This window comes from Streptomyces sp. SID5785 (genome assembly GCF_009870065.1).
Taxonomy (GTDB): Bacteria; Actinomycetota; Actinomycetes; order Streptomycetales; family Streptomycetaceae; genus Streptomyces.
Window position 1 is genome coordinate 1 of record NZ_WWIA01000134.1, and the last position, 5,742, is coordinate 5,742.

The 5,742-nt window shown below is 74.9% G+C and carries 5 protein-coding genes and 1 pseudogene; all 6 read right to left on the bottom strand.

Features of this window, described 5'->3' with window-relative positions; translation table 11 throughout:
• A pseudogene (locus tag GTW43_RS04320) lies at positions 1–352 on the bottom strand (hypothetical protein); the annotation flags it as partial.
• A gap of 67 nt (positions 353–419) precedes the next feature.
• Positions 420–1,943, bottom strand: a complete 1,524-nt coding sequence (locus GTW43_RS04325; RefSeq protein ID WP_161300282.1) for a hypothetical protein — start codon at positions 1,941–1,943, stop codon at positions 420–422.
• Positions 1,944–1,995: 52 nt separating this feature from the next.
• Positions 1,996–2,793 (bottom strand): type III pantothenate kinase, encoded by a 798-nt coding sequence (locus GTW43_RS04330; RefSeq protein ID WP_161300283.1) that lies wholly within the window; start codon positions 2,791–2,793, stop codon positions 1,996–1,998.
• A 10-nt stretch (positions 2,794–2,803) separates the two neighbouring features.
• Positions 2,804–3,787, bottom strand: a complete 984-nt coding sequence (gene nadC, locus GTW43_RS04335) for a carboxylating nicotinate-nucleotide diphosphorylase (RefSeq protein ID WP_161300284.1) — start codon at positions 3,785–3,787, stop codon at positions 2,804–2,806.
• Positions 3,784–5,520 (bottom strand): L-aspartate oxidase, encoded by a 1,737-nt coding sequence (locus GTW43_RS04340; protein WP_161300285.1) that lies wholly within the window; start codon positions 5,518–5,520, stop codon positions 3,784–3,786. Before GTW43_RS04340 ends, nadC begins: the two co-directional genes overlap by 4 nt.
• Positions 5,517–5,742: pantoate--beta-alanine ligase (locus GTW43_RS04345; protein ID WP_202501026.1), on the bottom strand; the 226-nt coding region annotated here is incomplete at its 5' end. The genes GTW43_RS04345 and GTW43_RS04340, both read right to left, overlap by 4 nt.

Consider the following 5,742-nt stretch of genomic DNA (forward strand, 5'->3'; position numbering starts at 1 on the left):
GGTCGAGCAGGGCGGCGGCCCGCGGGTTGCCGCGCAGGGCGCGCAGCGCGGAGAGGTCGTCGGCGCCGGGCCGGTGCCCGGCCGCGAGGGCGTCCGCCAGGAGGCTCAGGTACCCCGTGACGGTCCCGGGCAGGGCGGCCCGGTAGCGGGCGAGGTCGGCGAGCAGGAAGGCCCGCAGGCGGGCGTTCTCGCGTGCGGCCTCGTCGACGGACTCGGCGAGCCGGAGGCAGTCGCGGACGTCCTCGTCGGGAGCGGGGGTGGGGTGGAGGGCGAGGGCGAGGGCGCGTCGGAGCACACGCAGCTCTTCAGCACCGAACGCCATACCGCCGCGGTTTCCGTAGGGCGTGGGCATGAACCGACAATACGGTCCAATCAGACAAATTTAATGAATTCCGGTTCGCTGGCGCGGCGAACGGCGCTCACGGGGTGCGCCGGGCCCTGATCCGTCGTATCCCGAGCGCGGCCGCCACGGCCGCGACGACTCCTCCCACGGCCAGCGCCGCGAGCACCGCGGTCGTCCCGCCGCCGGGGCCGTCCGGAGCGGGCGCCGCCTTCTCCGCGGGCTCCACGAGCGGGCCGCCGGTGATCTCGGTGCTGATCGGCACCGTGTTGTCGCCCGGGTGCGGGTCCTTCGCGGGGCGGGTGCTGTGCAGCGCGACCGCCGCCCGGCCCTCGGCGCCGCGCACCCGCCGGTCGAGCCGCAGCCGCAGCGTCGTCCGCCAGGTCTCGCCCGGCTCCAGCGCGCGGCCCGGACCGCAGGTGTACGCGCCGCCGCCGAGGCGCCCGCACTCCCACTCCCACTCGAGCTCGCCGTCCGGGTCCGGCGGCGGGGTCGGCTCCACGACCGCGGTGCCCTCCGGCGGCGTGATCTCCAGGGAGGAACCGAAGACCCGGCCGGGGCCCGCGTTGCGCAGCGTGAACGTGACGTCGGTCGTCGAGCCGGTGCGGCCTGCGACCCGGCCGGCCCCGGCGACCAGGTCGGCGGTCTGCGTCGTGGAGAGCCTGACCTCGCCGAGGCCGAACTCCTCGCCGAACGTCCCGCCGTCGCCGGCGACCGGGCGGACCGTCAGCTCCGGGCCCGTGCCCCGCTTCATGCCCGGATCGAGCTCCGTGGTCAGCGCGGTCGGGGGGTCCTCGCCGTTTCCGGTCGGGCCCGACAGGTAGGCGTCGTACTGGAACGAGCCGTTCACCGTCGCGTCCGGCACCTCGACCCGGACCGGCGAGGCGAACGCGTAGGTGCGGCCCGGGTCCAGCGTCCCGTCGAACCAGCAGTAGGCCGCGCGCGTGTCCGCGTACCAGCAATTGCGGTGGTCCGTACGGAAGTCCAGCCGCGCGCTGTTGAACGAGACGCCGAAGCCGTGCGCCGGGACGCGGCCGACGTTGCGCACGCGCGGGGTGAACTCGACGGTGCTGCCCGGCGCGAGGCCCCGCAGCGGCTTGTCCACGTGCTCGCGCAGGTCGGGTCCCGCGACCCACACCTCGGTCGTGAACGACGCGTCCGCGCGGCCGGGCGCGCTGAACGTGTAGCGGATCGTGCCGTGGTCGCCCGCGTGGGAGCCCGGTGCCGCCTCCACGTACAGGGCGTCCGGGTAGCTGTGCTTCCCGCGCGTGAGGGTGCCCAGGTCGCAGGTGAAGGACAGGGCCGTCCACACATGGTCGCCGCACGCGCGCCGGGTGCGCAGGCGGGCGGTGCCGTCCAGGTCCGTGGCGTCGACCTTCAAGGTCGCCCCCGGCAGGGTGGCGAGGCCGCCGCCGGGCTGCGGGTCCAGCCAGATCCGGTAGCCGCCGCTCGGGCCGACGCCGCGCTCCGTCAGGTACGCGTGCGCGGGCACGCGTACCTCGACGGCGGGCCCGGCGGCCCGCGCGGGGGACGCCGGAAGCAGGCCCAGGGCCGGCACGAGCAGGGCCAGGGCCGCCGCGGCGGCCCTGCGTGTCGCGGTCACGCGTGCGGTCTCCCCTGGAGGACGGAACGAGGCGGCGCTGCGGGCGTGGGGCTCAGGTGCGCGAGACGTTCCGCTCGTAGACGAGGCGCAGGCCGATCAGCGTCAGCCACGGCTCGTGCTCGTCGATCGTCGACGCCTCGCCGAGCACCATGGGCGCCAGGCCGCCGGTCGCGATGACCGTGACGTCGTCCGGGTCGCTCGCCAGCTCGCGCGCCATCCGCTGCACGACCCCGTCGACCTGGCCCGCGAAGCCGTACACGATGCCCGCCTGCATGGCCTCGACCGTGTTCTTGCCGATGACACTGCGCGGCCGGGCCAGCTCGATCTTGCGCAGCTGGGCGCCGCGCACACCGAGCGCCTCGACGGAGATCTCGATGCCGGGGGCGATGACGCCGCCCGCGTACTCGCCGCGCGCGGACACCGCGTCGAACGTCGTGGCCGTGCCGAAGTCGACGACGATCGCGGGGCCGCCGTAGAGCTCGACGGCCGCGACCGCGTTGATGATGCGGTCGGCGCCGACCTCCTTGGGGTTGTCCATGAGGATCGGGACGCCGGTCTTGATGCCGGGCTCGACCAGGACGGCCGGGACGTCGCCGTAGTAGCGGCGGGTGACCTCGCGCAGCTCGTGCAGGACCGAGGGGACGGTCGAGCAGATGGCGATGCCGTCGATGCCGTCGCCGAGCTCGTCGCCCAGCAGCGGGTGCATGCCCATCAGGCCCTGGAGCAGGACGGCGAGTTCGTCGGCGGTGCGGCGGGCGTCCGTGGAGATGCGCCAGTGCTCGACGATCTCCTCGCCGTCGAACAGGCCGAGGACGGTGTGGGTGTTGCCCACGTCGATGGTCAGCAGCATGTCGGCGTGATCACTTCGCTTCGCGCAGGTCGAGGCCGATGTCGAAGGTCGGCGACGAGTGGGTGAGCGCGCCGACGGCGAGGAAGTCGACGCCGGTGCGTGCGTACGTCGCCGCGTTCTCCAGGGTGAGCCGGCCGGAGGACTCCAGGAGGGCGCGGCCGTCCGTGAGGGCGACGGCCTCCTCGGTCTCCACCGGCGTGAAGTTGTCCAGGAGGATCAGGTCGGCGCCCGCGTCCAGGACCTCGCGCAGCTGGTGCAGGGTGTCGACCTCGACCTCGACGGGCAGGCCGGGGAAGCGGTCGCGGACGGCCTGGAAGGCCTGCGCGACACCGCCGGCGGCGACCACGTGGTTGTCCTTGACCAGCGCGGCGTCGGACAGCGACATGCGGTGGTTGACGCCACCGCCCATCCGGACCGCGTACTTCTCCAGGGAGCGCAGCCCCGGGGTCGTCTTGCGGGTGTCGCGGACCTTCGCCTTCGTGCCCTCGATCGCGTCCGCCCACGCGCGCGTGGCGGTGGCGATGCCGGACAGGCGGCACAGGAGGTTGAGCGCGCTGCGCTCGGCGGTGAGCAGGTCGCGGGTGCGGGTGGTGACCGACAGGAGCGGCTGCCCGGCGGTGACCCGGTCGCCGTCCTCGGCGTGCCGCTCGACCTCGAACTCGTCGGTGGCCACGACGGAGATGACGGCCTCGGCGACGCGCAGGCCCGCCACGACGCCGTCCTCGCGGGCGGTGAAGTCGGCCGTGGCGACGGCGTCCTCGGGGATCGTGGCGACGGTGGTGACGTCCACCCCGCCGTCGAGGTCCTCGGCGATCGCCATGTGGGCGATGTCCTCGATCTCGACGGGGTGCAGACCCGCGTCGAGGAGGAGCTGGGCGAGCGACGGGTCGAGGCCGCACTCCATCGCGTCGTCGGCGTCGTCGTGCGCGCAGCCGCAGCTGTCGCCGCAGGCGTTCGCCAGGGGGAGGTCGGGGGTGGCGCTCACGTCGGTCACTGCTCCTGAGGGGTCTGAGCCGTTGCGGGGAAGTCTGCGGTCTCGGTGGTGTGTGTGGCCAGAGTGCGGTCCGGGTTGAGCCGGACGACGATGTGGCGGCGCCAGTTCTCGTCGTCCCGGTCCGCGTGGTCCTCGCGCCAGTGGCAGCCGCGGGTCTCCTCGCGGCGGCGGGCGGCGGCGACCAGGACGCGGGCCACGCACAGGAGGTTGGTGGCCTCCCAGGTGTCGACGCCCGGCTCGGACGTCTTGCCGTTCTCGGCGAGGGCGCTCGCGGCCTCGGCGTGCAGCCGGCCGAGCCGGGCCGCGGCCCCGGCGAGCGAGTCGGCGGAGCGCAGCACGCCCGCGCCCTCGGTCATGACGCGCTGGATCGTGAACCGGGCCTCGGGCGGCATCAGCGGGTGCTGCGGGGTCTGCGGCTGCGGCACCGGGACCGGCACGCGCGCGTGGAGGCCCTCCGCGGCGGCCCGGTGCTGGATGTCGGCGGCGATCCGCTCGGCGTAGACCAGGCCCTCCAGGAGGGAGTTGGAGGCCAGCCGGTTCGCGCCGTGGACGCCCGTGCAGGCGACCTCGCCGCACGCGTACAGGCCCGGGATGGTGGTGCGGCCGTGCAGGTCGGTGCGGACGCCCCCGGAGGCGTAGTGGGCGGCCGGTGCGATCGGGACCGGCTCGGTGACCGGGTCGATGCCATGGGCGCGGCAGGCGGCCAGGATCGTCGGGAAGCGCTGCTCCCACATCTCGGCGCCGAAGTGCCGCCCGTCCAGGTACATGTGGTCGGTGCCCTGTTCGAGCATGCGGCGCGTGATGCCCTTGGCGACGATGTCGCGCGGGGCCAGCTCCGCGAGCTCGTGCTGCCCCACCATGAAGCGCACGCCGTCGGCGTCGACCAGGTGGGCGCCCTCGCCGCGGACCGCCTCGGAGACGAGCGGCTGCTGGCCCTCGGCGTCCTTGCCGAGGAAGAGCACGGTGGGGTGGAACTGGACGAACTCCAGGTCGCTGACCTCGGCGCCCGCGCGCAGGGCGAGCGCGACGCCGTCGCCGGTGGACACGTGCGGGTTCGTCGTCGCCGAGAAGACCTGGCCCATGCCGCCGGTCGCGAGGACGACGGCCGGGGCGAGGACGGCGCCGACGCCGTCGTGCTGGCCCTCGCCCATGACGTGCAGGGAGACGCCGGCCGTGCGGCCGTCGGCGTCCATGAGGAGGTCGAGCACCAGCGCGTTCTCGACGGTGCGCACGCCTCGCGCGCGGACGGCCTCGACGAGGGCGCGCGAGATCTCCGCTCCCGTCGCGTCGCCGCCCGCGTGGGTGATGCGGCGGCGGTGGTGACCGCCCTCGCGGGTGAGCTGGAGCTCGCCCGCCTCGGTGCGGTCGAACTCGGCGCCGCTGTCGATGAGCCGGCGCACGGCGTCGGGCCCCTCGGTGACCAGCGTGCGCACCGCGCGCTCGTCGCACAGGCCGACGCCCGCGACGAGGGTGTCGTCGAGGTGCTGCTCGGGGGTGTCGCCCTCGCCGAGCGCGGCGGCGACGCCGCCCTGCGCCCAGCGCGTGGAACCGTCGTTGAGGCGGGCCTTGGTGACGACGACGGTGCGCAGCCCCGCCGCCTCGCAGCGCAGCGCGGCGGTCAGTCCGGCGACGCCGGAGCCGACGACCACGACGTCCGCGTCGAGGGACCAGCCGGGCGCGGGCGCGTGCAGCCGTATGCCGGTTCCTGTGCCTGTTCCTGCAAGGGCGCTCATGGGCGGGCTCCGAACGTCAGGGGCAGATTGTCGATCAGGCGGGTGGTGCCCACGCGGGCGGCGATCGCGAGGACCGCCTCGCCCTCGAAGCCGTCGGTCACGTCCGTGAAGTCGGACGGGTCGACGAGGGCCACGTAGTCGAGCTCGGCCGGGGGCCGCATCCGGGCGGCCGCGTCCAGGACCTGCCGGGCCGCGGCGAGCACGGCGGCCGGGCCCCCCGGT

Excerpts from the sequence above, each read along its gene's own strand:
- GTW43_RS04330 (WP_161300283.1), bottom strand. The coding sequence starts at position 2,793 with ATGCTGCTGACCATCGACGTGGGCAACACCCACACCGTCCTCGGCCTG.
- GTW43_RS04340 (WP_161300285.1), bottom strand. The coding sequence starts at position 5,520 with ATGAGCGCCCTTGCAGGAACAGGCACAGGAACCGGCATACGGCTGCAC.